Genomic DNA, 26,984 nt, shown 5'->3' with positions numbered 1-26,984 from the left:
CTTGTCTTGCCCGTGGGTCACACCTTAGACGTTCCCGCCAGCGCCTGCTGCAAGGCCACGCCGGCGCCGAGCAGACCGGAGAATTCGGCGGTCACCAGCCACACCGGGATGTCCTTGAAATAGCCGCTCATGCAGCCCTTTTCGGCGAAGCTTTCGGCAAAGCCGCTGCGCAGGAACAGGCGGCTGAAACGCGGTACCACGCCGCCGACGATATACACGCCGCCACGGCCGCCGAGGGTCAGCACATCGTTGCCGGCGACCCGGCCGAGGAAGCGACAGAACTGCTCGATCACTGCCAGCGCCAGGGGATCGCCGGACAGCGCGGCGTCGGTGATGGCGGCGGGGGTCGTCAGGGTCGGCGCATGGGCGTCGAGGGTGCAGATCGCCTGATACAGGCGCAGCAGGCCGCCACCACTCAATACGGTCTCGGCACTGACATGCCCGGTATGTTCGGAAATGGCCTGGCGGATCGCCGCCTCCCGAGCATCGTTCACCGGCAGATCGACATGCCCGCCCTCCCCCGGCATGGCCAGCCAGCGGCCCTCTTCCAGACGCAGCAGACTGGCGACACCCAGGCCGGTGCCTGGCCCGATGATCAATGCCGGGCGGGTCAGGTCGGCCTCGCCGGCACACACGCTGACCCGCTCCTCCGGACGCAGCCGGGTCATGCCCAGGGCCATGGCCGAGAAGTCGTTGATCAGCAGCAGGTGCTCGATCTGCAGGTTGGCGCAGAAAGTCGTGCGGTTGATCCGCCAGTGGCTGTTGGTGAAACGAAACTCGTCACCGGAGACCGGCCCGGCCACCGCCAGGCACACCGCTTCCAGTTCCCCCTTGGCTATGCCATGGGCCTGCAGATACACACCGATGGCCTGTTCCGGGCTGCTGTAGTCCGCCGTCGGAAAAACCTGCACATCATGCAGGGCATCGTCGCGCCAGAGGGCGAAACGGGCGTTGGTACCACCGAGATCACCGACCAGCGCAACCTTCATTTCAGGCCCTCCAGTGCCTGGGTGAAGGCGCTCGCGCCCTTCTCCGCCGGGCTGAAGGCCTGACGCATGAAACCGAAGAGTTCGCGACCACAGCCGAGGTCGTTGCCCAGGGGGGCGGGCGGGATCTCGCGGGAGGCCAGCTCTTCGTCCGAAACCCGCACCAGCAGGCTGCCGGTGACGCCATCGACACGCACGATATCGCCATCGCGCACCCGCGCCAGCGGTCCGCCGTCATAGGCTTCCGGGCAGACATGGATGGCCGCCGGGATCTTGCCCGAGGCGCCGGACATGCGCCCGTCGGTAACCAGCGCGACCTTGAAGCCACGGTCCTGCAGCACGCCGAGGAACGGGGTCATCTTGTGCAGCTCGGGCATGCCGTTGCAGCGCGGGCCCTGGAAGCGCATCACGGCGACGAAGTCGCACTCCAGCTCGCCGGCCTTGAACGCATCGGCCAGGGCCTGCTGGTCGTGGAAGACCCGAGCCGGGGCCTCCACCACCTGATGTTCGGGCGCGACGGCGGAGACCTTCATCACACCACGGCCGAGATTGCCTTCCATCACCCGCAGCCCGCCTTCCGGCGAGAATGGCCGGGCCACGGGACGCAGGATGGATTCATCGAGGCTCTGTTGCGGACCGTCACGCCAGACCAGCCTGTCGCCATCGAGGAACGGCTCCTCGACATAGCGGCGCAGGCCATGGCCGGCGACGGTATTCACATCCTCATGCAGCAACCCGGCATCCAGCAGTTCGCGAATCAGGAAGGCCATGCCCCCCGCCGCCTGGAAGTGGTTGATATCGGCCTTGCCGTTCGGATAGACGTGGCACAGGGTCGGCACCACCTCGGACAGCTCGGCCATGTCCTGCCAGGTCAGCTGGATGCCGGCGGCCTGGGCGATGGCCGGGATATGCAGGGTGTGGTTGGTGGAGCCGCCGGTGGCATGCAGGGCCACCACCGAGTTGACGATGACCTTCTCGTCGACGATTTCGCCGATCGGCATGAACGCGCCATTGGCCTTGGTCAGGCGGGTGACCTGCTGCGCCGCCGCCACGGTCAGGGCATCACGCAGCGGCGTGTACGGATTGACGAAGGAGGCGCCCGGCAGGTGCAGGCCCATCACTTCCATCAGCAACTGGTTGGTGTTGGCGGTGCCGTAGAAGGTGCAGGTGCCGGGGCTGTGGTAGGACTTCATCTCCGACTCCAGCAGTTGTTCGCGCGTGGCCTTGCCCTCGGCGTAGAGCTGGCGTACCTCGGCCTTTTCCTTGTTGGAAATCCCCGAGGGCATCGGCCCCCCAGGGACGAACAGCATCGGTAGATGACCGAAGCGCAGCGCGCCCATCATCAGGCCGGGGACGATCTTGTCGCAGATGCCGAGCATCAGCGCCGCATCGAACAGGTTGTGCGACAGCGCCACGGCGGTGGACATGGCGATCACCTCGCGGCTGGCGATGCCGATCTCCATGCCCGGCTCGCCCTGGGTCACGCCGTCGCACATGGCCGGCACACCGCCGGCGAACTGGCCGACCGAGCCGATCTCGCGCAGGGCCTGCTTGATCTGCTCGGGGTAGTGCTCGTAGGGCTGGTGCGCCGAAAGCAGGTCGTTGTAGGCGGAGACGATGGCGACGTTGGCCGAGTTGCTCAGGCGCAGGGTCTGCTTGTCGTCGGCGCCGCATCCGGCCACGGCGTGGGCGAAGTTGGCGCATTGCAGGCGGGCGCGCATCGGGCCGTCGCTGGCAGCGCCGCGGATCAGTTGCAGGTAGCGTTCACGGGTGGGACGGCTGCGGGCGATCAACCGTTCGGTGACCTCGACAATACGCGGATGCATGAACTCGACTCCAGGCTAAACGGTGGTTGCGACTCTCTGGCGGTTTCCCCTTCCAAACGATTGCGCCTAGGCTGAAGGACAGGCAATGGCAGAAAGGTCTCGATCGCTCTACGTGGTAATTCGAACAAAATACTGCCAGCAGAGAAGCTTGTTTTCTATGTATTTCCGATTAATCTTGTCATTAAAACAACAAAAGTCAGGACAGTACGCGAGGTGGCTCCATGACTATCCGTATCGCAATCAACGGCTTCGGCCGCATCGGCCGCAACCTGCTGCGCGCACTCTATACCCAAGGCTACCGGCAAGACCTGCAGGTCGTCGCGATCAATGACCTGGGCGACAGCGCGATCAACGCCCATCTGCTGCAATTCGACAGCGTCCACGGCCATTTTGCGGCAGAGGTGTCCTTCGACCAGGAGAGCCTGACCGTCAACGGTGACCGCATTGCCGTCAGCGCCATCCGCAATCCGGCTGACCTGCCCTGGCAGGCCGAAGGTGTCGACGTGGTGTTCGAATGCACCGGGCTGTTTACCGATCGTTCCAAGGCGGCGGCGCATCTGGCGGCCGGGGCACGCAAGGTGATCATCTCGGCACCGGCCAAGGGCGCGGATGCCACTGTAGTGCATGGCGTCAATCACGACATCCTGCGTGCTTCGCACCAGATCATTTCCAACGCTTCCTGCACCACCAACTGCCTGGCCCCGGTGGCCCAGGTGCTGCACCGCGAACTGGGCATCGAACAGGGCCTGATGACCACCATCCACGCCTACACCAATGACCAGAGCCTGACCGACGGCTACCACAGCGACCCGTACCGCGCCCGCGCCGCGACCCAGTCGATGATCCCGAGCAAGACCGGCGCCGCCGAGGCGGTGGGCCTGGTGCTGCCGGAACTGGCCGGCAAGCTGACCGGCATGGCGGTGCGCGTGCCGGTGATCAACGTGTCGCTGGTGGACCTGACCGTAACCCTGGCCCGGGAGACCACCGCCGAAGAGGTCAACGCGCTGTTCAAGGAGGCCAGCCGCGGCTCGAAGGTCCTCGGCTACAACGACCTGCCGCTGGTGTCCTGCGACTTCAACCATAACCCGCTGTCGTCGATCTTCGATGCCAACCACACCAAGGCCAGCGGCAAATTGCTCAAGGTCATGGCCTGGTACGACAACGAGTGGGGCTTTTCAAACCGCATGCTGGATAACTGCCTGGCGCTGTGGAACGCCCGCTAGACGGGGCTTGCAGCGATTTGGTGTCGGACGTTTCGATCAACGTCCGGCACCAGCGTCCTACTTAATGCTTGACCAATGCTGTTAATGACAATCAATATCATTGGCAAATTTCGGTCGGGTATCCCCGTGAGCCACTCTCACTTCAACTCCGTTTTCCTCGCCCAGCGGGTCACCCTGCTGCGCACGCTGCAGCGCATGGTGGACAACCCCAGCACCGCCGAGGACCTGCTGCAGGAAACTTATCTGCGGGTCACCCGCGCTCTCGGCGAGCGGCCCATCGAGCACCTCGAGCCTTTCGTTTTCCAGACGGCACGCAACCTCGCGCTGGATCATCTGCGCGCGCGCCGGGTGCAGGCGCGCACGGTGGTCGACGATGTGCCGGAGCAGGTCCTGCACAACGTCGCGGCGCCGGTCAGCAGCGCGGAAGACGCGGCCCATGCGGAGAAGCTGCTCAAGCGCCTGAGCAGTTCGCTGGCACAGCTGACCCCGCGCCAGCAGCGGATCTTCATCCTCAGCCGGCTGCACGGCGCCAGCTACCTGGAGATCGCCGAACAGCTGAAAGTCTCCGCCAGCACGGTACAGAAGGAACTGAAACTGATCATGGCGATCTGCATGGGAGTCGCCGATCGGCTCAACGGTAACTGATGGTTTCTTGCCTGATCCTTCGTTTGCCCCGATCATGACGCCCACTACAAGACCGCCGCCGCACCGCAAGGACTTCCCGTGACAGATCCCGCCCACCCGCGCCCCGCGCCGCCCGCAGCTGCCCGCGACCAGGCCATGGACGAGGCGCTGGACTGGCTGATCCGCCTGCAATGCCCCAGCGACGACGACACCCGCGCCTTCGAAGCCTGGCTGGAAGCCGACCCGGCCAATGCCCAGGCCTATGTCGATGCCGAAGCGCTGTGGAATGGTGGCAGCGTGCGTCAGGCTGCCGGCGTGCTGCATGAACAACGCAAACCCACCCGCCTGCAACGCCTGCGTCCGCATTGGAAACCGCTGTCCGCCGCCGCAGTGCTGCTGGTGGGGATCTTCACCGTCGGCAATCTGCCGGTGCGCCTGCAGGCCGATCATCTAACCGTGGTTGGCGAGCGCCAGCGGGTCGAGCTGGACGACGGCTCCAAGGTCCTGCTCAACACCAATTCGGCGTTCTCCAGCGATGTCGATAGCCGCCAGCGGGTCGCCCGCCTGTACCAGGGCGAGGCCTATTTCGAAGTGCCTGGCGGGCGCAACCAACCGCTCGAACTGCAAGCCGGACCGTTGCGCGCCAGCGTGCGCGACAGCGATTTCGCCGTGCGTTACCTCGATGGCGAAGCGTTGGTGAGGGTGCAGCGTGGCGATGTCGATGTGCTCGCCAGCAAGGACCAGCGCATCCGCCTGAGCAGCGGCGAAAGCATCCGCATCGGCCCCAATGGTTTCAGCGAGCGCGAGCGCGCCGACCTGCAAAAGGACCTGGCCTGGGTCAAGGGCCGGCTGATCTTCGAGAACTGCCCGCTCAGCGAAGTGCTGGCCGAACTGCGCCGCTACTACCCGGGCTGGATCATCAACACCAACGACAAGCTGGAACAGGTCGCGGTGACCGGCAACTACCGCCTCGACCAGCCGCTGGAAGCGGTGCGCTCCCTGGCCCACATCACCTCGGCCCAGGTCCGGGAATTCCCCGCCGTGGTCATCCTCAACTGAGCCAAAAGTTTTTTTACGCGATCCCCTGACGCCATACGTCTCGTTATAGCCAATGCAACTGATTCTTATTTTTGAGTCAGACGCATCCTACAACAACGCGCGACAGGGAGCGCCTTTCGATGTCTACCGGATCCACCCGCCGAGTTTCCAGCCCAGCCCGCACGCCGGGCCTGCAACGTTGCACGCTCTCCCTGTTGACCCTGGCCATGCTCGCCAGTGGCGCCGCCAGCCTGCCGGCCCTGGCCGCCGAGCCGGCCCAGGCCCCCGCGCAGCGCATGGGTGACTACCGCTTCAGCATCGCCCAGCAGCCGCTGGTGGCAGCGCTGAACGCCTTCACCTCGGTGACCGGCTGGCAGGTTGGCCTTTCCGCCGAGCTGGGGCAGAACGTGGTGTCGCCGGGCGTGCGCGGCTCGCTGCCGCCGGAGCAGGCCCTGCAACGCCTGCTGCTGGGCACCGGCCTGACCTATCGCAAGCTGGGCGACAACAACGTCGCCATCGAGCGCAGCCAGTCCCAGTCCATTGCCCTGCAACAGGTGACCATCAGCGCCACCCGCAGCGCCCAGGACGTCAGCCAGGTGCCAAGCACCGTGAGCGTGCAGACCCGCGAACAACTGGACCGCAACAACGTCAACGACATCAAGGACCTGGTGCGCTACGAACCGGGCGTCTCGGTCAGCGGCACCGGCCAGCGCAGCGGCCTGAACGGCTACAACATCCGCGGCATCGACGGCGAGCGGGTGCTGACCCAGATCGACGGCGTGGCGATCCCCGACAGCTACTTCTTCGGCCCCTACGCCCAGACCCAGCGCAACTACGTCGACCCGGAAATCGTCAAGCGCGTGGAAATCCTCCGCGGCCCGGCCTCGGTGCTCTACGGCAGCAACGCCATCGGCGGCGCGGTGAGCTACTTCACCCTCGATCCGGACGACATCATCAAGCCGGGCCAGGACGTCGGCGCCCGCCTGAAGACCGGCTACAGCTCGGCGGACGACAGCTGGCTGAAGTCCGCCACCGTCGCCGGCCGCGCGGGCGAGTTCGACGGCCTGCTGCACCTGAGCCGGCGTGATGGCCACGAGACCGAATCCTACGGCGAGCACGGCGGCACGGGCCTGAGCCGCACCGAGGCCAACCCGGCGGACGTGCAGACCACCAATGTCCTCGCCAAGCTCGGCTGGAACTACGCCGACGACGCGCGCCTGGCCGTGACCTACGAGCACTACAAGGATGATCGCGACTTCGACGAGAAGAGCTCGGTGGGTGGCCCGTTCACCCCGAGCCCGCTGAATTTCTACCAGAACCGCACCGGCAGCGACGTGGTCACCCGCGAGCGCTTCGGCATCGCCCACGACTTCGCCCTCGACAGCCTGCTGGCCGACAACGTGAAGTGGAGCCTGAACTACCAGATTGGCAAGACCGACCAGCGTGTTGCCGAGATCTATCGGCCGATCTACACCGTCGACCGCCAGCGCAAGACCACCTACAAGGACCGCCAGTGGGTCCTCGACGCCCAGGCAGACAAGGCTTTCAGCCTCGGCCCTACCGAGCACCTGGTGACCTATGGCGCGACCTTCAAGCGTAACGAGGTCACCGGCTCGCGCAGTGGTACCGCCACCTGCCTGACCACCGGTTTCGGTTGCGTCACAGGCAGGCCAAACGCTGCGGGCACCCTGGTCAAAGTCAGCGACTTCCCGGATCCAGTCGTGAAGACCTACAGCGTCTTCGCCCAGGACGAAATCCGCTGGAACCAGTGGACCTTCCTGCCGGCCCTGCGCTACGACCAGACCCGCATGCAGCCACACGCCACCGACGAGTTCCTGCGCGCAGTGGAAGGCACCAATGATCCGGTCAACCTGGACGAGAAGAAATGGCACCGCGTTTCGCCGAAGTTCGGCGTGACCTATGCCTTCAACGACAACTACACCTGGTACGGCCAGTACGCCGAGGGCTTCCGCACCCCGACCGCCAAGGCCATGTACGGGCGCTTCGAAAACCCGGCGGTCGGCTACAACGTGCAGGGCAACCCGAACCTCGAACCGGAAACCAGCAAGAGCTATGAAACCGGCCTGCGCGGCAACTTCGACGCGGGCAACTTCGACGTGGCGGTGTTCTATAACAAGTACCGCGACTTCATCAACGAAGATGCGGTCAAGGGCACCAACATCGGGCAGAACTTCGAAGCCAACAACATCAAGCACGCCACCATCAAGGGTGCCGAGTTCAAGGGCCGCCTGAACCTGGACGCCTTTGGCGCGCCGAACGGCCTCTACACCCAGGGCTCGCTGGCCTATGCCTGGGGCAAGAACGAAGACACCGGCAAGCCGATCAACAGCGTCAATCCGCTGACTGCGGTGATGGGCCTGGGCTACGAGCAGGAGCAGTACGGTGGCTTGCTCAGCTGGACCCTGGTCAAGCGCAAGAACCGCGTCGACGACACCACCTTCTATGCTCCGGACGGCACCAGCAAGCAGTTCCGCACCCCGGGTTATGGCGTGCTGGACCTGAGCGGGTTCTACAAGGTGACCGACGACGTGACGGTCAATGCCGGCCTGTACAACCTGACCGACAAGAAGTACTGGCAGTGGGATGACGTGCGCGGCTACGACGGCATCGGTGAAGCGGGTGCGACCGCGCCGGCCAACCTGGATCGCCTGACCATGCCGGGGCGCAACTTCTCGGTGAATGTGGTCTGGGATATCTGATCACTCCCAGACGCCACGCTCCCGCTTTGTAGGAGCGTGGCTTGCCCGCGAAGGAGTGCGAAGCACTCCCAAAATGGGTGTTGCCAGTGAAAATTTGGGACCGCTGCGCGGTCCTTCGCGGGCAAGCCACGCTCCTACAGAGTTAGCACGCCGCTATACAGACTGAAGGCCGCCAGCGCCGCACCTGCCACAACAGCCGCAAAAATCAGCTTCTCCCAACCGGTAAACAACTGCTTCCCCTGCTCCCGCTTGGCCCTTGCAAACAGGATCACCCCCGGCGCATACAGCAATGCCGAGAGCAGCAGGTACTTCAGCCCGCCCGCATACAGCAACCACACCGCATACAGCAGCGCCACCAGCCCGACCAGCAGGTCCTTGCGCCGCGCCCCGGCGAACCCTTCATAGGTTTCCCCACGCACCGCCAGCGACACTGCATAGGCCGCCGACCACAGGTACGGCACCAGGATCATCGACGACGCCAGGTAGATCAGGCTGGTGTAAGTCCCCGCCGAAACCAGTGTGATCAGCAGAAACACCTGGATCATGCAGTTGGTCAGCCACAGCGCATTGGCCGGCACCTGGTTGGCATTTTCCTTGGCCAGGAACCGCGGCATGGTCTTGTCCCGCGCCGTGGCGTAGAGAATCTCGGCACACAGCAAGGCCCACGACAGCAAGGCGCCGATCAGCGACACCGCCAGCCCGATACTGATCAGCAACGCGCCCCAAGGCCCGACGATATGCTCCAGCACCGAAGCCAGCGACGGGTTGTGCAGCGCCGCCAGCTCCGGCTGGGTCATCACCCCCAGCGACAGCACGTTGACCAGCACCAGCAAGGCAAGCACCCCGAGAAAACCGATCACCGTGGCCTTGCCCACGTCCGAGCGCTTCTGCGCCCGTCCGGAATAGATGCTCGCGCCTTCGATGCCGATAAACACGAACACCGTCACCAGCATCATGTTGCGCACCTGATCCAGCACGCTGCCGAAGCTCGGGTTGGCCAGGCCCCAGATATCGCGGGTGAAGATGTCCAGGCGAAACGCCGCCGCGGCAATCACGATGAACAGGATCAGCGGCACCACCTTGGCCACCGTGGTGACCTGGTTGATGAAAGCCGCTTCCTTGATCCCGCGCAGCACCAGGAAGTGCACCGACCACAGCAGCAGCGAGGCGCAGCCGATCGCCAGTGGCGTATTGCCCTCGCCGAACACCGGGAAGTACAGGCCGAGGGTACTGAACAGCAGGACGAAGTAGCCGACGTTGCCCAGCCAGGCGCTGATCCAGTAGCCCCAGGCCGAGGAGAACCCCATGTACTCGCCGAACCCGGCCTTGGCGTAGGCATACACCCCGGAGTCCAGTTGCGGTTTGCGATTGGCCAGGCTCTGGAAAACAAACGCCAGGGCCAGCATGCCGATCGCGGTGATCCCCCAACCAATCAGTACTGCACCTACATCGGCGCGCGCCGCCATGTTCTGTGGCAGGGAGAAAATCCCCCCGCCGATCATCGAGCCAACCACCAAGGCGATCAGCGCCCCAAGGCGCAGTTTCTGACCAGGCTCGGACATGAAATTCCCCTTTTTATTCCCTGTTTTTCAGTCAATGATCCTGATCTTCACGAGGTGCAAATCGAAGGTTATAAGCCTTTATATTTAATAACAAAGAACTCTAATAACGGCACAATCCTGTCAGAGTTTTGTGCACTAATTCCGCTTCGACAAGTCTAATCCGGATTTTTTCGTGAAAAATTTGCGAAAACCTTGAAACGGACTAGCTTCAAAGTTCTCAGGTGCTTTCGAGAACCCCTCTCATTTCTCGCAAAGCACCATTCTACAAGGCCTGCGCGGCATACAGCCGATCTTTCGCAAGCTCTTCCAGTCATTTGTTAACAATGGAATGTAGCAATGAACTGACCTGTATCAGCTTCCCTTCATTACATCCGTTTTACCTTCAAGTCTCTCTTTTCTGAAATGGAGCTTAACCATGTCAGAGGCTTCCGGAAAACTTCGACTCGGTGCGCTCGTCGCACTTGTAGTGGGATCGATGATTGGTGGCGGGATCTTTTCTCTGCCGCAAAACATGGCGGCCAGCGCCGACGTCGGCGCGGTACTGATCGGCTGGGCGATCACCGCCGTCGGCATGCTCACCCTGGCCTTCGTCTTCCAGACCCTGGCCAACCGCAAACCCGATCTGGATGGCGGGGTGTATGCCTACGCCAAGGCCGGGTTCGGTGATTACATGGGCTTTTCGTCGGCCTGGGGCTACTGGATCAGTGCCTGGCTCGGCAACGTTGGCTACTTCGTCCTGCTGTTCAGCACCCTCGGCTACTTCTTCCCGATCTTCGGCGAGGGTAATACCCCGGCGGCGGTGATCGGCGCCTCGGTGCTGCTCTGGGCCGTGCACTTCCTGGTGCTGCGCGGGATCAAGGAAGCGGCCTTCATCAACCTGGTCACCACCGTGGCCAAGGTGGTGCCGCTGGCCCTGTTCGTGCTGATCGCCCTGTTCGCCTTCAAGCTGGACATCTTCACCGCCGACATCTGGGGCAGCATGAACCCGGACCTGGGCAGCGTGATGAACCAGGTGCGCAACATGATGCTGGTCACCGTGTGGGTGTTCATCGGCATCGAGGGCGCGAGCATCTTCTCGGCCCGCGCGGAAAAACGCTCGGACGTCGGCAAGGCCACGGTCATCGGTTTCATCACCGTGCTGCTGTTCCTGGTCCTGGTCAACGTGCTGTCGCTGGGCATCATGACCCAGCCTGAACTGGCCAAGCTGCAGAACCCGTCGATGGCTGCCGTACTCGAACACGTGGTCGGCCACTGGGGCGCGGTGCTGATCAGCGTCGGCCTGATCATCTCGCTGCTGGGGGCCCTGCTGTCGTGGGTACTGCTGTGTGCGGAGATCATGTTCGCCGCCGCCAAGGACCACACCATGCCGGAGTTCCTGCGCCGCGAGAACGCCAACCATGTGCCGGCCAACGCCCTGTGGCTGACCAACGCCATGGTGCAGATCTTCCTGATCATCACCCTGTTCTCGGCCAGCACCTACCTGTCGCTGATCTACCTCGCCACCTCGATGATCCTGGTGCCTTACCTGTGGTCGGCGGCCTACGCGTTCCTCCTCGCCTTCCGTAGCGAGACCTACGAGAACGCCCTGGCCGAGCGCAAGAAAGACCTGATCATCGGCGGCATCGCGCTGATCTACGCGATCTGGCTGCTGTACGCCGGTGGCGTCAAGTACCTGCTGCTCTCCGCCCTGCTCTATGCCCCTGGCGCGATCCTGTTCGCCAAGGCCAAGCGCGAGGTCGGCCAACCTGTTTTTACCCACGTGGAGAAGTTGATATTCGCCGCCGTGGTCGTCGGCGCCCTGGTGGCGGCCTATGGCCTGTATGACGGCTTCCTTACGCTGTAACCCCCGTATTTCACACCTTTGGAGGAAATGATCATGTCCACGGATAAAGTTAAGTACGGCGTTCATTCCGAGGCGGGCAAACTGCGCAAAGTGATGGTTTGCTCCCCGGGCCTCGCGCACCAGCGCCTGACCCCGAGCAACTGCGACGAACTGCTGTTCGACGACGTCATCTGGGTCAACCAGGCCAAACGCGACCACTTCGACTTCGTCACCAAGATGCGCGAGCGCGGGGTCGAAGTCCTGGAAATGCACAACCTGCTGACCGAGACCATCCAGAACCCCGAAGCGCTGAAGTGGATCCTCGATCGCAAGATCACCCCCGACACCGTCGGCGTCGGCCTGACCAATGAAGTGCGCAGCTGGCTCGAAGGCCTGGAGCCGCGCCACCTGGCCGAATTCCTGATTGGCGGCGTGGCCGGCGAGGACCTGCCCGACAGCGAAGGCGCCAGCGTGATCAAGATGTACCGCGACTACCTGGGCCACTCCAGCTTCCTGCTGCCGCCACTGCCGAACACCCAGTTCACCCGCGACACCACCTGCTGGATCTACGGCGGCGTGACCCTGAACCCGATGTACTGGCCGGCGCGACGCCAGGAAACCCTGCTGGCCAGCGCCATCTACAAGTTCCACCCCGAGTTCACCAACGCTGATTTCGACGTCTGGTACGGCGACCCGGACAAGGACCACGGCCAGGCCACCCTGGAAGGTGGCGACGTCATGCCGATCGGCAATGGCGTGGTGCTGATCGGCATGGGCGAACGCTCGTCCCGCCAGGCCATCGGCCAACTGGCGCAGTCGCTGTTCGCCAAGGGCGCGGTGGAGAAAGTAGTGGTCGCCGGCCTGCCGAAATCCCGCGCGGCGATGCACCTGGACACCGTGTTCAGCTTCTGCGACCGCGACCTGGTAACGATCTTCCCGGAAGTGGTGAAGGAGATCGTGCCGTTCGTGATCCGTCCGGACAGCAGCAAGCCCTACGGCATGGATGTGCGCCGCGAGAACAAGTCGTTCCTCGAAGTGGTCGCCGACGTGCTCGGTCTGAAGGCCCTGCGCGTGGTGGAAACCGGCGGCAACAGCTTCGCTGCCGAGCGCGAGCAATGGGATGACGGCAACAACGTGGTGGCCCTGGAACCGGGCGTGGTCATTGGCTACGACCGCAACACCTACACCAACACCCTGCTGCGCAAGGCGGGCGTGGAGGTCATCACCATCAGCGCCGGCGAACTCGGCCGCGGTCGCGGCGGTGGCCACTGCATGACCTGCCCTATCGTCCGTGACCCTATCGATTACTAAACGCCCATCACCCCAGCAGGGCCTACCCGGCCCTGCTGGGCTCGATCACCGAATCCAAGGAGCATCCAAATGGCGTTCAACATCCACAACCGCAACCTGCTCAGCCTCGAACACCACTCCGAGCGCGAGTTGCGCTACCTGCTCGACCTGTCCCGCGACCTCAAGCGCGCCAAGTACACCGGTACCGAGCAGCAACACCTGAAGGGCAACAACATCGCCCTGATCTTCGAAAAAACCTCGACCCGCACCCGTTGCGCCTTCGAAGTGGCGGCCTATGACCAGGGCGCCAACGTCACCTACATCGATCCGAACTCCTCGCAGATCGGCCACAAGGAAAGCATGAAGGACACCGCCCGGGTGCTCGGGCGCATGTACGACGCCATCGAATACCGCGGCTTCAAGCAGGAGGTGGTGGAAGAGCTGGCGAAGTTCGCCGGGGTCCCGGTGTTCAACGGCCTGACCGACGAATACCACCCGACCCAGATGATCGCCGACGTGCTGACCATGCGCGAGCACGCCGACAAGCCGCTGCACGACATCAGCTACGCCTACCTGGGCGATGCGCGCAACAACATGGGCAACTCGCTGCTGCTGATCGGCGCCAAGCTCGGCATGGACGTGCGCATCGCCGCACCGAAGGCCCTGTGGCCCCATGACGATCTGGTAGCGCGCTGCAAGAAATACGCGGAAGACAGTGGTGCGCGCATCACCCTGACCGAGGACCCGAAAGCCGCGGTCAAGGGCGTGGACTTCGTGCACACCGACGTCTGGGTGTCCATGGGCGAACCGGTAGAAGCCTGGGGCGAGCGCATCCAGCAACTGCTGCCGTACCAGGTCAATGCCGAGCTGATGAAGGCCACAGGTAACCCTCGCTCGAAGTTCATGCACTGCCTGCCGGCGTTCCACAACTCGGAAACCAAGGTCGGCAAGCAGATCGCCGAGCAGTATCCGCACCTGGCCAATGGCATCGAAGTGACGGATGACGTCTTCGAGTCGCCGGCCTGCATCGCCTTCGAGCAGGCGGAAAACCGCATGCACACGATCAAGGCGATCCTGGTTTCGACCCTGGCTGATCTGTAACCCCAATCGCTGGCAAGCCAGCTCCCACAGGTCCGGTGTACGCCGTCCCCTGTGGGAGCTGGCTTGCCAGCGATGGCGGCCTCCCGTTCAACGAGATTCGAAGGACATTCCCCATGCGTATCGTTGTAGCACTAGGCGGTAACGCGCTGCTGCGCCGTGGCGAGCCCATGACCGCTGACAATCAGCGCGCCAATATCCGCATCGCCACCGAGCAGATCGCCAAGATCCATCCCGGCAACCAGCTGGTCATCGCCCACGGCAATGGCCCGCAGGTCGGCCTGCTGTCGCTGCAGGCGGCGGCCTATACCTCGGTCACCCCCTACCCGCTGGACGTGCTCGGTGCCGAGACCGAAGGCATGATCGGCTACATGATCGAACAGGAACTGGGCAACCTGCTGGACTTCGAGGTGCCCTTCGCCACCCTGCTCACCCAGGTCGAAGTCGACGCCAAGGACCCGGCCTTCCAGAACCCGACCAAGCCCATCGGCCCGGTCTACTCCAAGGAAGACGCCGAGCGCCTGGCGAAGGAGAAAGGCTGGGCCATCGCCCCCGACGGCGACAAATACCGCCGCGTGGTCGCCAGCCCGAAACCCAAGCGCATCTTCGAGATCCGTCCGATCAAATGGCTGCTGGAAAAGAGCAGTATCGTGATCTGTGCCGGTGGTGGCGGCATTCCAACGATGTATGGTGCCGACGGCAAGCTGCAGGGCATCGAGGCCGTGATCGACAAGGACCTGTGCTCGGCACTCCTGGCCGAACAGCTGGAGGCCGACCTGCTGGTGATCGCCACCGACGTCAACGCGGCCTATGTCGACTTCAACAAGCCGACCCAGAAAGCCATCGCCCAGGCCCATCCGGATGAACTGGAGCGCCTGGGCTTTGCCGCCGGCTCCATGGGGCCGAAGGTGCAAGCAGCTTGCGATTTCGCCCGTCACACAGGCAAAGTCGCGGTGATCGGCTCGCTGAGCGATATCGAGGATATCGTCAAAGGCACCGCCGGTACCCGGGTCAGCACGGCATCCCCAGGCCTCAGCTATCGTTGAAACGCCTCGGCGGGCCTGCTGGCAGGCCCGCCTGTTTCAACCGTACAAGGAGACCACATGGCACAGTTCACCCCAGGCCATCTGCATATCGAGCGCCATGCGCTGAACAAGGACGACCACAGCTACAACTACTGCGTCGATTACGACGTGGCCCAGGATCCCAGGGAAGGAAAAGGCATCGAGTTCCGCCTGCACGGGACCATCCAGGAAAAACCGGTGGACGAGAAGTTCTTTCTCGCCAAGGACCAGGCCTTCGACTTCGCCCGCTCCATCGACCGCATCACCCAGGCCCATGGCATGCCGGTCAAGGCCTTGGCCACCTCGGCGCACCGGATGCACTTCGACGAGATGTTCGAAGACATCCGCAGCAAGCTGAATGTGAAGTCCGGCGACCCGATCGATCCGGCCCACCTGGAATAACCCCCCAGGCCCTCACTGCTGGCAAGCCATTCGACCACCACGCAGCCGCAAGGCATACTTGCACGCTTCGCCAGCCGTGAACCCATCTCCCTCCCATGCGCATCCATGTCAGCTTCATCGACCGCGTCGGTATCACCCAGGAAGTGCTTGCCCTGCTGGGCGCGCGCAACCTCAACCTGGACGCCGTGGAGATGGTGCCGCCGAACGTCTATATCGATGCGCCGACGCTGAACCCCTTCGTCCTCGAGGAGCTCCACGACGCCCTGCTCAACGTGCATGGCGTGCAGACCGTGCGCGTGGTCGACATCCTTCCCGGGCAGCGTCGCCACCTGCAACTGGATGCCCTGCTCGCCGCCATGAGCGACCCGGTGCTGGCCCTCGACAGCGCCGGCAACGTGTTGCTGGCCAACCCGGCGCTGATCGCCCTGTGCGGCCAGGAGCCGGCGGGGCGCAGCATCGCCGAGCTGTTCGACGCGCCGGAACTGCTCGCCACCCTGATCGAACAGGGCTTCCACCTGCCGATGCGCGAAGTGGTGCTCAACGGCCAGACGTTGTTGCTCGACTCGACACCGATCACCGATGCCGGCGCGCTGGTCACCCTGTACCCGCCAAACCGCATCGGCGAGCGCCTGTCGGCCCTGCACCACGACCACGCCGAAGGCTTCGACGCCCTGCTAGGCGAGTCCCCGGCGATCCGCACCCTGAAAAGCCGCGCCCTGCGCGTCGCGGCCCTCGATGCGCCGCTGCTGATCCACGGTGAGACCGGCACCGGCAAGGAACTGGTGGCCCGCGCCTGCCATGCCATCAGCAGCCGGCATGCTGCGCCCTTCCTCGCCCTCAACTGCGCGGCGCTGCCGGAAAACCTGGCCGAGAGCGAACTGTTCGGCTACGCCCCTGGCGCCTTTACCGGCGCGCAGCGCGGCGGCAAGCCGGGGCTGATGGAGCTGGCCAACCAGGGCACGGTGTTTCTCGACGAGATCGGTGAGATGTCGCCGTACCTGCAGGCCAAGCTGCTGCGCTTTCTCAATGACGGCAGCTTCCGCCGGGTCGGCGGCGACCGCGAGGTCAAGGTCAATGTGCGGATCCTCAGCGCCACCCACCGCGACCTGGAAAAGATGGTCGCCGAAGGCAGCTTCCGCGAAGACCTGTTCTACCGCCTCAACGTCCTCAACCTGGAAGTGCCGCCGCTGCGCGAACGCGGCCAGGACATCCTCCTGCTGGCGCGCTATTTCATGCAGCAGGCCTGCACCCAGATCCAGCGCCCGCTGTGCCGCCTGGCCCCGGATACCTTCCCCGCCCTGCTCGGCAACCGCTGGCCGGGCAATGTGCGGCAGTTACAGAACGTGATCTTCCGCGCCGCCGCCATCAGCGAAAGCAGCCTGGTGGATATCGGCGACCTGGATATCGCCGGCACCTCGGTGGCCCGTGGGCACGACGGCGAAGTCGCCAGCCTGGAACAGGCGGTCGAGGACTTCGAAAAGAACCTGCTGGAAAAGCTCTACGCCGACTACCCCTCGACTCGCCAATTGGCCAGCCGCCTGCAGACTTCCCATACGGCGATCGCCCATCGCCTGCGCAAGTACGGAATTTCAGCGAAAAACTGAGCAAGCGTAGCGAAATCACTACAGCGTAGTGATTTCGCTACAACCTCTTGTAACAACGCTGTAGCAAGGTGTTGATCCCTCAAAGCTTTTTTCGCCCTCCCCGCACGTAGCGATTTCGTTACACCATTTTCTGAAAACGGTCAGGAAATATCCGTGAAACTCCCGATTTACGGGGCTTTCGCGGATATGGCCGCAAACTTGCTATGGAGATTCCAGCCCCGGCCTGCCGTGTTCATCCGGCGGGCCACTACCGCATCCGGCCGCGACGACGGCCTTCGAGGAGTTTCCATGAGCGAGTTGCGTTTTACCGAAGATCACGAGTGGCTGCGTGCCGAAGCCGACGGCAGTGTGACCGTGGGCATCACCGCCTTCGCGCAGAACGCCCTGGGCGACGTGGTCTATGTGCAACTGCCGGAGCTGCAGGCGTACGCCAAGGGCGCCGAAGCCTCCACCGTGGAATCGGTGAAAGCCGCCAGCGGCGTGTACATGCCGCTGGACGGTGAAGTGGTCGAGGTCAATCCGCAACTGGAAGACAGCCCGGAACTGGTCAACGAAGACCCGCTGGGCGAAGGCTGGTTCTTCCGCTTCGTTCCGGCCGACGCCGGCGCCGTCGCGCAACTGCTCGACCAGGACGCCTACGACCGCCTGATCAAAGCCAACGCCGACGCCTGAGGAACCTGCCATGACCATCAATCTCGGCACCGCCAACGAATTCATCGCCCGCCATATCGGCCCGCGCCAGGCCGATGAGCAGGCCATGCTCGCCACCCTCGGCTTCGACTCGCTGGACGCCATGAGCGCCGCGGTCATCCCCGACAGCATCAAGGGCACCAGCGTGCTGGACATGGGCCAGGGCCAGAGCGAGGCCGATGCCCTCGCCACGCTGAAAGCCATCGCCGGCAAGAACCAGCTGCTGAAAAGCGTTATCGGCCAGGGCTACTACAACTGCCACACCCCGGCGCCAATCCTGCGCAACCTCCTGGAAAACCCGGCCTGGTACACCGCCTATACCCCGTACCAGCCGGAGATTTCCCAGGGTCGCCTGGAAGCCCTGCTGAACTTCCAGACCCTGGTCAGCGACCTCACCGGCCTGCCGATCGCCAACGCCTCGCTGCTCGACGAAGCCACCGCCGTCGCCGAAGCCATGACCTTCTGCAAGCGCCTGAGCAAGAACAAGGGCAGCCACGCCTTCTTCGCCTCCGTGCATTGCCACCCGCAAACCCTCGACGTGCTGCGTACCCGTGCCGAGCCGCTGGGCATCGACGTGGTGGTCGGCGACGAGCGCGAACTGAGCGATGTCAGCCGCTTCTTCGGCGCCGTACTGCAATACCCGGCGAGCCATGGTGAAGTCTTCGACTACCGCGAGCTGGTCGAGCGCTTCCATGCTGCCAATGCCCTGGTCGCGGTCGCCGCCGACCTGCTGGCCCTGACCCTGCTGACCCCGCCGGGCGAATTCGGCGCCGACGTGGCCATCGGCAGCGCCCAGCGCTTCGGTGTCCCGCTGGGCTTCGGCGGCCCGCACGCGGCCTACTTCTCCACCCGCGATGCGTTCAAGCGTGATATGCCGGGCCGCCTGGTCGGCGTGTCCATCGACCGCTTCGGCAAGACCGCCCTGCGCCTGGCCATGCAGACCCGCGAGCAGCATATCCGCCGCGAGAAGGCCACCAGCAACATCTGCACCGCCCAGGTGCTGCTGGCCAATATCGCCAGCATGTACGCCGTCTACCACGGTCCGCAGGGCCTCAAGCAGATCGCTGCACGCACCCACCAACTGACCGCGATCCTCGCCGCCGGCCTCAACGGCCTGGGCGTGACCGTGGAAACCAGCGCCTTCTTCGACACCCTGACCCTGGCGACCGGCGCGGCCACTGCCGAGCTGCACGCACAAGCCCGCGCCGCCGGCTTCAACCTGCGCCAGATCGATGACCAGCGCGTGGGCCTGTCCCTCGACGAAACCAGCACCCAGGCCGATGTCGAAGCGCTGTGGGCACTGTTCGCCCAAGGCAAGACCGCCCCGGACTTCGCCGCCCTGGCCGCCAGCACCGCCGCGCAACTGCCGGTGGCCCTGCTGCGCCAGTCGGCGATCCTCGAGCACCCGGTGTTCAACCGCTACCACAGCGAAACCGAGCTGATGCGCTACCTGCGCCGCCTGGCCGACAAGGACCTGGCGCTGGATCGCACCATGATCCCGCTGGGCTCCTGCACCATGAAGCTCAACGCTGCCAGCGAGATGATCCCCGTGACCTGGGCCGAATTCGGCAGCCTGCACCCCTTCGCTCCGGCTGAACAAAGCCAGGGCTACCAGCAACTGACGTCCGAACTGGAAGCCATGCTCTGCGCCGCCACCGGCTACGACGCCGTGTCGCTGCAGCCGAACGCCGGCTCCCAGGGCGAGTACGCCGGCCTGCTGGCGATCCGCGCTTACCACCAGAGCCGTGGCGACGAGCGCCGCGATATCTGCCTGATTCCGTCCTCGGCCCACGGCACCAACCCGGCCACCGCCCATATGGCCGGCATGCGCGTGGTGGTGACCGCCTGTGACGCCCGCGGCAACGTGGACATCGACGACCTGCGGGCCAAGGCCATCGAGCACCGCGAGCACCTCGCCGCGCTGATGATCACCTACCCGTCGACCCACGGCGTGTTCGAGGAAGCCATCGGCGAGATCTGCGCGATCATCCATGACAACGGCGGCCAGGTGTACATCGACGGCGCCAACATGAATGCCATGGTCGGCCTCTGCGCCCCGGGCAAGTTCGGCGGCGACGTCTCGCACCTGAACCTGCACAAGACCTTCTGCATCCCTCACGGCGGTGGCGGCCCGGGCGTCGGCCCGATCGGCGTCAAGGCGCACCTGGCGCCATTCCTGCCGGGTCACGCGCACATGGAGAACAAGCAGGGCGCGGTCTGTGCGGCGCCGTTCGGCAGCGCCAGCATCCTGCCGATCACCTGGATGTACATCCGCATGATGGGTGGCGCCGGCCTCAAGCGTGCCTCGCAGATGGCGATCCTCAACGCCAACTACATCGCCCGTCGCCTGGAAGAGCACTATCCTGTGCTGTACACCGGCAGCAACGGCCTGGTTGCCCATGAATGCATCCTCGACCTGCGTCCGCTCAAGGACACCAGCGGCATCAGCGTCGACGACGTGGCCAAGCGCCTGATCGATTTCGGCTTCCATGCCCCGACCATGTCCTTCCCGGTCGCCGGCACCCTGATGATCGAACCGACCGAAAGCGAGTCCAAGGAAGAACTGGACCGCTTCTGCGAAGCGATGATCCGCATCCGCGAAGAGATTCGCGCGGTGGAGAACGGCAGCCTGGACAAGGACGACAACCCGCTGAAGAACGCCCCGCACACCGCGGCCGAACTGGCGGGCGAATGGCCGCATGCTTATAGCCGCGAGCAGGCGGTGTACCCGCTGCCATCGCTGGTTGAAGGCAAGTACTGGCCGCCGGTGGGTCGGGTCGACAACGTGTTCGGTGACCGCAACCTGGTGTGCGCTTGCCCGTCGATCGAGAGTTACCAGGAGGTTTGAGGTGTATTCGGGGACCGCTTTGCGGTCCTTCGCGGGCAAGCCACGCTCCTACAGAGGTACGCGGTGTTCTTGTAGGAGCGTGGCTTGCCCGCGAAGGGCCGCAAAGCGGCCCCAAAATCCCACACCCGGAGGAAGTCTGATGTCACTAAGCGTCTTCGACCTGTTCAAGATCGGCATCGGCCCCTCCAGCTCCCACACCGTCGGCCCGATGCGCGCGGCTGCGCGCTTCGCCGAGGGGCTGCGACGTGACGGCCTGCTGGCCGCCACCCACAGCGTCAAGGTCGAGCTGTACGGCTCGCTCGGCGCCACCGGCAAGGGCCACGGCAGCGACAAGGCCGTGCTCCTCGGGCTGGAAGGCGAGCACCCCGACAGCGTCGACACCAAGAGCATTCCCGCCCGTCTGCAGGCGATCCGCGACAGCGGCCGTCTCGACCTGCTCGGCGAGCACCCCATCGACTTCCAGGAAAAACAACACCTGGCGATGATCCGCAAACCCCTCGACTACCACCCCAACGGCATGATCTTCCGCGCCTTCGACAGCGCCGGCCTGCAACTGCGCAGCCGCGAGTACTACTCGGTGGGCGGCGGTTTCGTGGTCGACGAGGATGCCGCCGGGGCCAACCGTATCGTCGAGGACAAGACGCCCCTGGCCTATCCGTTCAAGACCGCCAAGGAACTGCTGGCCCACTGCAGCGCACAACACCTGTCGATCAGCCAGGTGATGCTGGCCAACGAAGCCGCCTGGCGCCCGGAAAGCGAAACCCGTGCCGGTCTGCTGAAGATCTGGCAGGTGATGCAGGACTGCGTCAGCGCTGGCTGTCGCAACGAAGGCATCCTGCCTGGAGGCCTGAAGGTCCGCCGCCGTGCCGCAGCGCTGTACCGCCAGCTCTGCGCCAGCCCGGAAGCCAGCCTGCGCGACGCCCTGTCGGTGCTCGACTGGGTCAACCTCTACGCCCTGGCGGTGAACGAAGAAAACGCCTTCGGCGGACGCGTCGTCACCGCCCCGACCAACGGCGCCGCCGGGATCGTCCCGGCCGTCCTGCACTACTACATGCGCTTTATCCCCGGCGCCAACGAAGACGGGGTGGTGCGCTTCCTGCTCACCGCTGCGGCCATCGGCATCCTCTACAAGGAAAACGCCTCCATCTCCGGTGCCGAAGTCGGCTGCCAGGGCGAGGTGGGCGTGGCCTGTTCGATGGCCGCCGGGGCCCTGTGCGAAGTCATGGGCGGCAGCGTGCAGCAAGTGGAGAACGCCGCGGAAATCGGCATGGAACACAACCTCGGCCTGACCTGCGACCCCATCGGCGGTCTGGTCCAGGTGCCCTGCATCGAGCGCAATGCCATGGGCTCGGTGAAGGCGATCAATGCGGTACGCATGGCCTTGCGCGGCGACGGGCAGCACTTCGTCTCCCTCGACAAGGTCATCCGCACCATGCGCCAGACCGGCGCAGATATGAAAAGCAAATACAAGGAGACCGCCCGCGGCGGTCTGGCCGTCAACATCATCGAATGCTGACATCCCTTTGCAACCCAGGAGTCCTACATGTCCACCGAAACACTGCTGAAAACCCCGCTGCATGCCCTGCACCTGGAACTGGGCGCGCGCATGGTGCCGTTCGCCGGCTACGACATGCCGGTGCAGTACCCGCTGGGGGTGATGAAGGAACACCTGCATACCCGTGAGCAGGCCGGCCTGTTCGATGTCTCGCACATGGGCCAGATCCGCCTGCGCGGCGCCGAAGCGGCCAAGGCCCTGGAAACCCTGGTGCCGGTGGACATCATCGACCTGCCGGTGGGCATGCAGCGCTACGCCATGTTCACCAACGAACAGGGCGGCATCCTCGATGACCTGATGGTCGCCAACCTGGGTGACGGCGAGTTGTTCCTGGTGGTCAACGCTGCCTGCAAGGAGCAGGACCTGGCCCATCTGCGCCAGCATATCGGCGGACAGTGCGAGATCGAGCCGCTGTTCGAGGAACGTGCCCTGCTCGCCCTGCAGGGCCCGGCGGCGGTGAGGGTGCTGGAGCGCCTGGCGCCGCAGGTGGCGAAGATGACCTTCATGCAGTTCGCGCCGGTGCAGTTGCTGGGCGAAGACTGCTATGTCAGCCGTTCCGGCTACACCGGCGAGGACGGCTACGAGATTTCCGTGCCGGCACACAAGGCCGAAGCCCTGGCCCGGCGCCTGCTGGAAGAACCGGAAGTGGCCGCCATCGGCCTGGGTGCCCGCGACTCGCTGCGCCTGGAAGCCGGCCTGTGCCTGTATGGCCATGACATGAACACCGAAACCACCCCGGTCGAGGCCAGCCTGCTCTGGGCCGTGTCCAAGCCACGGCGTGCCGATGGTGCCCGAGCCGGTGGATTCCCGGGTGCGGCGCAGGTCTTCGCCCAGCAGCAGTCCGGCGTCGCCCGCAAGCGCGTCGGCCTGCTGCCGCAGGAACGCACCCCGGTGCGTGAAGGCGCGGAGATCGTCGACGAGGCCGGCACCGTAATCGGCCAGGTGTGCAGCGGCGGCTTCGGTCCGACCCTGGGCGCACCGGTTGCCATGGGCTATCTGGATAGCGCTCACGCAGCACTGGACACCCCGGTCTGGGCCATAGTGCGCGGCAAGCGGGTGGCGATGAAGGTCGCCCGGATGCCGTTCGTGGCTCAGCGCTACTACCGAGGCTAAGCCGAGGACAACAGGTGTCATGATGCGTTCGGGATATTCGATTTCGAACGCACCGGCAAACTTTCGAACATGACGCGCTGCAACGCCCGAAAAAAGGGTGTTAAGGAACTGCCGATAACCGCCTAAAAAGCCTAAAACCTGCGGTCTCCAGGGCTTGTTTTTCCCTCGGAAGTTAGCGTAGAGTCATTGCACTGTGTTTGCATGGGTCGCGTGGTTAGTGACCTGGAACAGTAGGCTGAGATTCGCTACAACCGTTCGACGTCTCTTACTTTCCTGCAACCCAGCCCAGTGCTCTTTCATTACAAACCGATGAAAGAAACTGTAATCACAATTCAGAGTTTCAAAGGGAATAAGACATGTCTCAACGTCAGAGCGGTACCGTCAAGTGGTTTAACGACGAGAAAGGTTTCGGTTTCATCACTCCTGAGAGCGGTCCGGATCTGTTCGTACACTTCCGCGCCATTCAGGGCAACGGCTTCAAAAGCCTGAAAGAAGGCCAGAAAGTGACCTTCATCGCTGTGCAAGGCCAGAAAGGCATGCAAGCTGATGAGGTTATCGCTGAAGCCTAAGTCTTCGCGATACGAAAAAAGCCCCTGTTGATCACAGGGGCTTTTTTTTGCGCGCAATTCCGTAGAATGCAGGCTTTTGCGCCAGGAGCTTCATTCGCATGTCCAAACCACTGCTCCAGCCACAGGGCGACTTCCCGATTGCCGGACTGGGCCGCCGTTTCGCGGCGATGTTCTATGACTTCCTGCTGTGCACCGCATTGCTGATGGTCACCACGCTGGTCTACAAGATGGTCCAGATGGCGATCTTCGGTGAAACGCAGATGCGCGCCATGACCGAAGCCGGCGCCCTGGATGGCGATCCCTTGCTCTCGACCATCCTGCTGTTCGCCCTGTTCGGCTTCTTCGCCAAGTTCTGGACCCATGGTGGCCAGACCCTGGGCATGCAGGTCTGGGGCATCCGCGTGCAGAACCCCGACGGCACTGCGATCAGCCTGTGGCAGGCGCTGCTGCGCTTCATCGTCTCGATCGCCTCGTGGCTGTGCGTGGGGCTGGGCTTCTTCTGGGTGCTGTTCGACAAGCAGAAGCGCAGTTGGCATGACATGTATTCGGAAACACAGCTGGTGCGGATTCCCAAGCGCAAGAAGTGATGTTGTTCTCACTGGCCTCATCGCTGGCAAGCCAGCTCCCACAATGTCCGCGGCGCTAAAAAACCCTGTGGGAGCTGGCTTGCCAGCGATGAGGCCCGCACAGACAACAGAAATGAAAAAGCCGACCTCAAAGGGTCGGCTTTTTCACCTCTACAGGAAACGGTTCAACCCGCCCTGCGCAACAACCACACCCCCGCCAGCGCACAGATCGCCGCTGGCAACAGCACCGCCAGCAACGGCGGGAAGCCGAACACCTGGCTGGACGGCCCAAGCAGGTCCTGGGCAATGCGGAACACGAAGCCCACCAGCACGCCGGTGAACACCCGCTGGCCGAGGGTCACCGAGCGCAGCGGGCCGAAGATGAAGGAAATCGCCATCAGCACCAGCGCCGCTGTCACCAGCGGCTGCAGGACCTTGGTCCAGAACGCCAGCCAGTAGCGGTCGTTGTTCAGGCCCTGGTCGGACAGGTAGTGGATGTAGTCCCACAGCCCGGTGATCGACAGCGATTCCGGCGCCATGACCACGGTATTCAGCAGTTGCGGGGTCAGTGCCACGTCCCAGCGCTCTTCCGGGGTTTTCACGACTTCGGTGTGATCGCCACGGAACAGCGTGGTGGTGACGTCGGTGAGCAACCAGTGATCCTGCTGGTACTGCGCGCGACGGGCGAAGCTGGACGACTGCATGTGCCGCTCGGCATCGAAGCGGTAGCGGGTGACACCGAGCATCAGGCCATTGGGCTGCACGGTGTTGATGTGCACGAACTCTTCGCCCTCGCGATGCCACAGGCCACGCTTGGAGGTCTGTGCCTCGCCACCGCCCTGGGCCAGGGACCGATCGGCCTGGGCCTTGTTCTCGGTGACCGGGGCCACGTACTCGCCGATCAGCACGCCCGCGAGCATGAGGACCAGCATCGGCTTCATCACCGCCCAGACGATCCGGCCAATGGACACGCCGGCGGCACGCATGATGGTCAGCTCGCTGTTGCTGGCCAGGCTGCCCAGACCGATCAGGCAACCGATCAGACCGGCCATCGGCAGCATGTCGTAGAGCCGGCGCGGCGCGGTGAGCAGCACGAACTGGCTGGCATCCCACAAGGTGTAGGTGTCGCTGATATCGCCCATTTCGTCGATGAAGGCGAACAACGAGGCGAGGCCGAGGATGATCCCGAGCACGGCGAGGATCGCCAGGAACACGCTGCTGCCGATGTAACCGTCGAGCTTACGCATGCGGCACCTCCGCAGCGCGCGCGCGCATCTTCAGGCGCAGCGGCTCCCAGTACATCAGGCCGAGGCCGATCAGCAGGAACAGCAGGTGCACCGGCCACAACCCCACGGAAAGCGGGATCTTGCCCTTTTCCAGGGCGCCACGGGCGGCAATCAGGATCGTCAGGTAGGCCATATACAGAAGAATCGCCGGCAGCAGCTTGAGGAAGCGGCCCTGGCGCGGGTTGACCCGCGACAGCGGCACCGCCATCAGGGTCACGATGAACACCAGCAGCGGCAGCGACAGGCGCCACTCCAGCTCGGCCCGCTCGCGCGGGGCATCGCTCTTGAACAGCTCGGAGGTCGGGATGGCCTCGCGCTCGGTGATGTCCTGGCTGACTTCCGGCTTGGGCAGCAGCACGCCGTAGGTGTCGTACTTGATCGCCCGGTAGTCGGCCTGGCCCGGGTTGCCGTCGTAGCGGTAGCCGTTTTCCAGGATCAGGTAGCGGTTACCGTCGGCCTGGACCTCCTGGCGGCCTTTCTCGGCGACCAGCACGCTGATCCCGCGATCCTTGCTCTTGTCGCCGGAGAAGCGCTTCTCGGAAATGAACACCCCGGCCAGGTCGGAACGGTCATCGGACAACTGCTCGGTGTAGGTGACCCGGGTGCCATCGCGCAGGGTCTGGAAACGACCCGGAACCAGGGTATCGAACTCGGTCATGGCGTCCTGCTGGTTGATGATCTGCGCCACCTGCGCCACGCCCTGGGGCGCCAGGCTCAGGCTCAGCCAGGCAACGATCAGCGCCACCAGTGCCGCCGGGGCCATGGTCATGCGCAGCAGGCGTTGCTGGCTCATGCCGGTCGCGGAAAGCACGGTCATCTCGCTTTCCAGGTACAGGCGCCCGTAGGCCAGCAGGATCCCGAGGAACAGGCCCAGCGGCAGGATCAGCTGCAGGAAGCCCGGCAGGCGATAGCCCATGATAAGGAACAGCACGCCCGGATCGAGCATGCCCTGCGCGGCCTGGGCCAGGTATTTGATGAAGCGCCCGCTCATGATGATGACCAGCAGCACGGCGCTGACGGCACTCAAGGTCACCAGGACCTCGCGGGACAGATAACGGAAGACGATCAAACCAGCCACTCCTGGGTTGTCAGGCTCGG

General features: G+C 64.1%; 21 protein-coding genes. 16 read left to right on the top strand and 5 right to left on the bottom strand.

The window, feature by feature from the left end; all coding sequences use genetic code 11:
- Positions 1-17: 17 nt before the first annotated feature.
- Both AC2CQI_RS25870 and edd read right to left on the bottom strand, forming a co-directional pair.
- On the bottom strand, positions 18-989 hold the full coding sequence (locus AC2CQI_RS25870; protein ID WP_075806663.1) for a glucokinase: 972 nt from the start codon (positions 987-989) through the stop codon (positions 18-20).
- Positions 986-2,812 carry a phosphogluconate dehydratase gene (edd, locus tag AC2CQI_RS25865; protein WP_075806662.1) on the bottom strand — a complete coding sequence of 609 codons (1,827 nt, stop codon included), beginning with the start codon at positions 2,810-2,812 and terminating at the stop codon, positions 986-988. Before edd ends, AC2CQI_RS25870 begins: the two co-directional genes overlap by 4 nt.
- A gap of 221 nt (positions 2,813-3,033) precedes the next feature.
- Between edd and gap the strand changes: the two genes are divergently transcribed.
- From gap to AC2CQI_RS25845, 4 genes are all read left to right on the top strand, one after another.
- Positions 3,034-4,035, top strand: a complete 1,002-nt coding sequence (gene gap, locus AC2CQI_RS25860) for a type I glyceraldehyde-3-phosphate dehydrogenase (RefSeq protein WP_075806661.1) — start codon at positions 3,034-3,036, stop codon at positions 4,033-4,035.
- Between the two features lie 126 nt (positions 4,036-4,161).
- Entirely contained in the window at positions 4,162-4,680 is a 519-nt protein-coding gene (locus tag AC2CQI_RS25855; RefSeq protein WP_075806723.1) for an RNA polymerase sigma factor, read from the top strand.
- Between the two features lie 78 nt (positions 4,681-4,758).
- Positions 4,759-5,718 carry a FecR family protein gene (locus tag AC2CQI_RS25850; RefSeq protein ID WP_075806660.1) on the top strand — a complete coding sequence of 320 codons (960 nt, stop codon included), beginning with the start codon at positions 4,759-4,761 and terminating at the stop codon, positions 5,716-5,718.
- A gap of 119 nt (positions 5,719-5,837) precedes the next feature.
- Positions 5,838-8,417, top strand: coding sequence for a TonB-dependent receptor (locus tag AC2CQI_RS25845; RefSeq protein WP_075806659.1), 2,580 nt, complete (start codon positions 5,838-5,840; stop codon positions 8,415-8,417).
- 134 nt (positions 8,418-8,551) lie between these two features.
- Here AC2CQI_RS25845 and arcD (AC2CQI_RS25840) read toward each other — a convergent pair whose 3' ends face one another.
- Positions 8,552-9,979, bottom strand: coding sequence for an arginine-ornithine antiporter (arcD, locus tag AC2CQI_RS25840; protein WP_075806658.1), 1,428 nt, complete (start codon positions 9,977-9,979; stop codon positions 8,552-8,554).
- Positions 9,980-10,394: 415 nt separating this feature from the next.
- Between arcD (AC2CQI_RS25840) and arcD (AC2CQI_RS25835) the strand changes: the two genes are divergently transcribed.
- The 12 genes from arcD (AC2CQI_RS25835) to AC2CQI_RS25780 all read left to right on the top strand — a co-directional run bounded on the left by arcD (AC2CQI_RS25835) (position 10,395) and on the right by AC2CQI_RS25780 (position 24,621).
- Positions 10,395-11,822, top strand: a complete 1,428-nt coding sequence (gene arcD, locus AC2CQI_RS25835; RefSeq protein WP_075806657.1) for an arginine-ornithine antiporter — start codon at positions 10,395-10,397, stop codon at positions 11,820-11,822.
- Positions 11,823-11,855: 33 nt separating this feature from the next.
- Positions 11,856-13,112 carry an arginine deiminase gene (gene arcA, locus AC2CQI_RS25830; RefSeq protein WP_075806656.1) on the top strand — a complete coding sequence of 419 codons (1,257 nt, stop codon included), beginning with the start codon at positions 11,856-11,858 and terminating at the stop codon, positions 13,110-13,112.
- Positions 13,113-13,181: 69 nt separating this feature from the next.
- Positions 13,182-14,192, top strand: coding sequence for an ornithine carbamoyltransferase (locus AC2CQI_RS25825; protein ID WP_484578288.1), 1,011 nt, complete (start codon positions 13,182-13,184; stop codon positions 14,190-14,192).
- 113 nt (positions 14,193-14,305) lie between these two features.
- The gene (gene arcC / locus AC2CQI_RS25820; protein WP_075806654.1) at positions 14,306-15,235 is read left to right on the top strand and encodes a carbamate kinase; all 930 of its coding nucleotides are present in this window, start codon (positions 14,306-14,308) and stop codon (positions 15,233-15,235) included.
- 57 nt (positions 15,236-15,292) lie between these two features.
- Positions 15,293-15,655 carry a DUF5064 family protein gene (locus AC2CQI_RS25815; protein WP_075806653.1) on the top strand — a complete coding sequence of 121 codons (363 nt, stop codon included), beginning with the start codon at positions 15,293-15,295 and terminating at the stop codon, positions 15,653-15,655.
- Between the two features lie 95 nt (positions 15,656-15,750).
- Complete coding sequence (locus AC2CQI_RS25810; RefSeq protein ID WP_075806652.1) at positions 15,751-17,259, top strand: sigma-54-dependent transcriptional regulator; 1,509 nt, start codon at positions 15,751-15,753, stop codon at positions 17,257-17,259.
- Between the two features lie 288 nt (positions 17,260-17,547).
- On the top strand, positions 17,548-17,931 hold the full coding sequence (gene gcvH, locus AC2CQI_RS25805) for a glycine cleavage system protein GcvH (protein ID WP_075806651.1): 384 nt from the start codon (positions 17,548-17,550) through the stop codon (positions 17,929-17,931).
- Positions 17,932-17,941: 10 nt separating this feature from the next.
- The gene (gcvP, locus tag AC2CQI_RS25800) at positions 17,942-20,797 is read left to right on the top strand and encodes an aminomethyl-transferring glycine dehydrogenase (protein ID WP_075806650.1); all 2,856 of its coding nucleotides are present in this window, start codon (positions 17,942-17,944) and stop codon (positions 20,795-20,797) included.
- A gap of 139 nt (positions 20,798-20,936) precedes the next feature.
- Positions 20,937-22,313, top strand: coding sequence for an L-serine ammonia-lyase (locus AC2CQI_RS25795; RefSeq protein ID WP_075806649.1), 1,377 nt, complete (start codon positions 20,937-20,939; stop codon positions 22,311-22,313).
- Between the two features lie 27 nt (positions 22,314-22,340).
- Positions 22,341-23,465 (top strand): glycine cleavage system aminomethyltransferase GcvT, encoded by a 1,125-nt coding sequence (gene gcvT, locus AC2CQI_RS25790; RefSeq protein ID WP_075806648.1) that lies wholly within the window; start codon positions 22,341-22,343, stop codon positions 23,463-23,465.
- A 356-nt stretch (positions 23,466-23,821) separates the two neighbouring features.
- A complete protein-coding gene (locus AC2CQI_RS25785; RefSeq protein ID WP_010220199.1) occupies positions 23,822-24,034 on the top strand; it encodes a cold-shock protein in 213 nt (70 codons plus the stop codon).
- Between the two features lie 98 nt (positions 24,035-24,132).
- Positions 24,133-24,621 carry an RDD family protein gene (locus AC2CQI_RS25780; RefSeq protein WP_484578287.1) on the top strand — a complete coding sequence of 163 codons (489 nt, stop codon included), beginning with the start codon at positions 24,133-24,135 and terminating at the stop codon, positions 24,619-24,621.
- Positions 24,622-24,785: 164 nt separating this feature from the next.
- On the opposite strand, the gene lptG is transcribed toward AC2CQI_RS25780, so the two are convergent.
- Complete coding sequence (gene lptG / locus AC2CQI_RS25775; RefSeq protein WP_075806646.1) at positions 24,786-25,847, bottom strand: LPS export ABC transporter permease LptG; 1,062 nt, start codon at positions 25,845-25,847, stop codon at positions 24,786-24,788.
- Positions 25,840-26,955: an LPS export ABC transporter permease LptF gene (gene lptF / locus AC2CQI_RS25770; RefSeq protein WP_075806645.1), complete on the bottom strand. Its 1,116-nt coding sequence runs from the start codon at positions 26,953-26,955 to the stop codon at positions 25,840-25,842. Before lptF ends, lptG begins: the two co-directional genes overlap by 8 nt.
- Between the last annotated feature and the right edge of the window lie 29 nt (positions 26,956-26,984).

It is taken from the genome of Pseudomonas sp. P2S-1 (genome assembly GCF_057197725.1).
This window is presented reverse-complemented; position numbering and strand designations above follow the sequence as displayed.

Bases quoted from the DNA above. Each gene is read 5' to 3' on its own strand.
- arcC (WP_075806654.1), top strand. From the start codon at position 14,306: ATGCGTATCGTTGTAGCACTAGGCGGTAACGCGCTGCTGCGCCGTGGC.
- arcD (WP_075806658.1), bottom strand. From the start codon at position 9,979: ATGTCCGAGCCTGGTCAGAAACTGCGCCTTGGGGCGCTGATCGCCTTG.
- gcvP (WP_075806650.1), top strand. From the start codon at position 17,942: ATGACCATCAATCTCGGCACCGCCAACGAATTCATCGCCCGCCATATC.
- gcvH (WP_075806651.1), top strand. From the start codon at position 17,548: ATGAGCGAGTTGCGTTTTACCGAAGATCACGAGTGGCTGCGTGCCGAA.
- edd (WP_075806662.1), bottom strand. From the start codon at position 2,812: ATGCATCCGCGTATTGTCGAGGTCACCGAACGGTTGATCGCCCGCAGC.
- AC2CQI_RS25825 (WP_484578288.1), top strand. From the start codon at position 13,182: ATGGCGTTCAACATCCACAACCGCAACCTGCTCAGCCTCGAACACCAC.
- gcvT (WP_075806648.1), top strand. From the start codon at position 22,341: ATGTCCACCGAAACACTGCTGAAAACCCCGCTGCATGCCCTGCACCTG.
- AC2CQI_RS25785 (WP_010220199.1), top strand. From the start codon at position 23,822: ATGTCTCAACGTCAGAGCGGTACCGTCAAGTGGTTTAACGACGAGAAA.
- AC2CQI_RS25780 (WP_484578287.1), top strand. From the start codon at position 24,133: ATGTCCAAACCACTGCTCCAGCCACAGGGCGACTTCCCGATTGCCGGA.
- AC2CQI_RS25870 (WP_075806663.1), bottom strand. From the start codon at position 989: ATGAAGGTTGCGCTGGTCGGTGATCTCGGTGGTACCAACGCCCGTTTC.
- arcD (WP_075806657.1), top strand. From the start codon at position 10,395: ATGTCAGAGGCTTCCGGAAAACTTCGACTCGGTGCGCTCGTCGCACTT.
- lptG (WP_075806646.1), bottom strand. From the start codon at position 25,847: ATGCGTAAGCTCGACGGTTACATCGGCAGCAGCGTGTTCCTGGCGATC.
- arcA (WP_075806656.1), top strand. From the start codon at position 11,856: ATGTCCACGGATAAAGTTAAGTACGGCGTTCATTCCGAGGCGGGCAAA.
- gap (WP_075806661.1), top strand. From the start codon at position 3,034: ATGACTATCCGTATCGCAATCAACGGCTTCGGCCGCATCGGCCGCAAC.
- AC2CQI_RS25795 (WP_075806649.1), top strand. From the start codon at position 20,937: ATGTCACTAAGCGTCTTCGACCTGTTCAAGATCGGCATCGGCCCCTCC.
- AC2CQI_RS25810 (WP_075806652.1), top strand. From the start codon at position 15,751: ATGCGCATCCATGTCAGCTTCATCGACCGCGTCGGTATCACCCAGGAA.
- AC2CQI_RS25815 (WP_075806653.1), top strand. From the start codon at position 15,293: ATGGCACAGTTCACCCCAGGCCATCTGCATATCGAGCGCCATGCGCTG.
- AC2CQI_RS25845 (WP_075806659.1), top strand. From the start codon at position 5,838: ATGTCTACCGGATCCACCCGCCGAGTTTCCAGCCCAGCCCGCACGCCG.